This is a genomic window from Vibrio sp. MEBiC08052 (assembly GCF_001506075.1).
GTDB lineage: Bacteria > Pseudomonadota > Gammaproteobacteria > Enterobacterales > Vibrionaceae > Vibrio.
This window is the reverse complement of the sequence record NZ_KQ947475.1, coordinates 3389598-3392244: the sequence shown is the minus strand read 5'-3', so window position 1 is coordinate 3392244 and position 2647 is coordinate 3389598. Positions and strand designations below refer to the sequence as shown.

The 2647-nt window shown below is 44.7% G+C and carries 3 protein-coding genes, 1 pseudogene and 1 CRISPR repeat array; of the genes and pseudogenes, 2 read left to right on the top strand and 2 right to left on the bottom strand.

The genetic code is table 11. From position 1 onward, the window contains the following. Both VRK_RS21485 and VRK_RS14600 read left to right on the top strand, forming a co-directional pair. On the top strand, positions 1–586 hold a 586-nt coding region (locus VRK_RS21485; protein WP_082671407.1), incomplete at its 5' end, for an RHS repeat-associated core domain-containing protein. A 3-nt stretch (positions 587–589) separates the two neighbouring features. Continuing rightward, positions 590–802 carry a hypothetical protein gene (locus VRK_RS14600; protein WP_059122044.1) on the top strand — a complete coding sequence of 71 codons (213 nt, stop codon included), beginning with the start codon at positions 590–592 and terminating at the stop codon, positions 800–802. A gap of 92 nt (positions 803–894) precedes the next feature. Here the strand turns inward: VRK_RS14600 and VRK_RS21695 are convergent. Then, positions 895–1032, bottom strand: a pseudogene (locus VRK_RS21695) (SymE family type I addiction module toxin); the annotation flags it as partial. A 76-nt stretch (positions 1033–1108) separates the two neighbouring features. Continuing rightward, positions 1109–1306: a hypothetical protein gene (locus VRK_RS14595; RefSeq protein WP_038177714.1), complete on the bottom strand. Its 198-nt coding sequence runs from the start codon at positions 1304–1306 to the stop codon at positions 1109–1111. A gap of 463 nt (positions 1307–1769) precedes the next feature. Beyond that, positions 1770–2594: direct repeats of the CRISPR family, unit length 29 nt; unit sequence GTGTTCCCCGTACACACGGGGATGAACCG. Between the last annotated feature and the right edge of the window lie 53 nt (positions 2595–2647).

Below are 2647 nucleotides of genomic sequence, written 5' to 3'. Positions count from 1 at the left end.
TACCGGACGCTTTATCACCCCCGACCCGATTGGGCTTGCCGGTGGTTTAAACAACTACCAGTATGTGAAAAATCCGACGGGGTGGATTGACCCGCTGGGGTTAACGCAGTGTGTGGGGGATTGTGCGGGGGCAGGAAGTTCGACCTCTAAACCAGATTTTTATGTAGGACCATCGGGACCGTCTTCTACGTTGCCATCGACTGGGTTCCGATATATGGATTCATCTTTTGCAGATCAAACAATGAAATCAATGGAAGCGCCATTAAGCTACTTTGGGTTTACTGACTTTAATAGTGGAAAACGAGCAAGAGAAGCATTTCAGATATACTATGATAAAAATGATCCTTTAAATTCATGGAGTGATGCTAGGTTAAAAGGTGAGTTTGATACATTGCAGCTATACGATTCAAAAGGAAAACCTCAAGTAAGAGTTCCAATGGAGGCAGGAGACCATGGTAATATTCCTGAGCCTTTTACAAGATATTATCCTGAATATGGTAAAGGTGGGGAAAGGCAATTAATTCCACTTGATATGTCAAATAAGCCTATGATCAAGTTTAGAACAGTGAAAGTTATAGAAGAATAATTTATGGATAAACAAGAATTGGATAAAAATTTAATATATCTATTGGATAAGTACTACTTCGATGAAAATAGGAAAAATTATCTTATCAACGAGGTTAAAAATAGTAAAAATCCTATTGCGAAGTATATATTACATGAGATGAAAAAAGATTCTGTGAAAGTCGATAATGAACTCGATGGTCGATTGATCAAAGAAATTTTCTTTCATTTTGGTTGATGGATTAACAGGGATTCAAACTCGGTTGACACATTTGTATCTCCTTAAAAAACAGCCGGGGCAAAAAATAGCCTCGGCTGTTTTATTTCATATCAACTGATGTCGGGGACGAGCACAATACAGTCCGCGGTGATATTGATGGTGATCTTCGTCCCGGTATCAAACTCGGCTTCGCGCAGCCTCTTACCCTTGAGATGAATATCCGGGGTGGCAGTATCGCCTCGGTTAGGAACGTAGCCGACGAGTTACACCTTCTATTGTAAAACGAGCCGCAACCGCGGCTCGAAATCCAAATAAACCTATTAACTACACCAAATCCTCCCCGTCAATCTCTTGATGGTAGCGCACATAATGAGTGGTAATCAGATTATTCAGATACAGCAGTACGTTGCGTAGCTCTTGACTGTTGTGCCGCTGTTCGGCTTCAAACATTTCTTCTAACTGACGCAAGTATTCGCGGGCTTTTTGGGCGAACTCGGGATTATAAGGGATGGTTTCGTACATAGTTGATTCCTTGGAGAATGATGAAAATAAACTCACCACAAGAGTTCCTACACTCGGGTGGTGAACTGGAACAAGGTGTAGGAATACCGCTCTCCAAGACACGGTCAGCCAAGGCTGCCTTGCCCAGCTCACCATAATTCAGATGTGCTGAGGCCGCATATAGTAAAAAACCAACTAAAAGTTAGCAACCTATAATACTTGGAGTCTTGTGAGCGGGTTCCTACGCCCGGCACCGGATTTTGCCAGTGCAGAGGGTAGGTTATCTGTTTTTCGGAAAATAAAAGTATGAAAAAAGTATGAGATTTTGGGTGTGAGTTCTAAAAATAATCAGCCGATGATTGTCTGAAATTGATAAAATTCAATCCAGTTGCAGCACTTTGGAAAGATGATTTTTGTTCTTTAAAATGTTGGTAGATTGTTAATGATGAAATTTCTTTTTATTGATCAATAATCTATATTTGGAGTGTTCCCCGTACACACGGGGATGAACCGGAAATTCAGGGCGAAGCGGCAAAAATGGATGCGTGTTCCCCGTACACACGGGGATGAACCGACAGAGGAACAAAAGAGGTCTGAAGCTGATGCGTGTTCCCCGTACACACGGGGATGAACCGCCAGGATGTTAACAGATAATGTGATGCTGCTTGTGTTCCCCGTACACACGGGGATGAACCGGCGAATATTACTACGCTCGGGCGATTAATCAGGTGTTCCCCGTACACACGGGGATGAACCGTATTGTTATTGGGGTGGACCCGGATAGCGATCGTGTTCCCCGTACACACGGGGATGAACCGGAGAAGACCCCGCCGGCGGAAAAGATACAATGGTGTTCCCCGTACACACGGGGATGAACCGCGCTCCATTCCGAGACCAGCCCACCAATCTTTGTGTTCCCCGTACACACGGGGATGAACCGGCAAAACCAGTAAATCGCATAACCATCAGCGCGTGTTCCCCGTACACACGGGGATGAACCGGCATATGAAATAATCCTTATAATTATTACTGTGTGTTCCCCGTACACACGGGGATGAACCGGACACCAAATGAAAAACAAACAATTATTTAACGTGTTCCCCGTACACACGGGGATGAACCGTCAACATATTTTACAGTTTATCTAGCCATTTTAGTGTTCCCCGTACACACGGGGGTGAACCGTCCCCCGCCCCCGGTGGTGTCGCGTGTGTGCTTCGTGTTCCCCGTACACACGGGGATGAACCGCACGTTCACAATGGAACTGGTCAACGCGACAAGTGTTCCCCGTACACACGGGGATGAACCGCCCATAAAAAACGATAATAAACACATCTCTATTAGTGTTCCCCGTACACACGG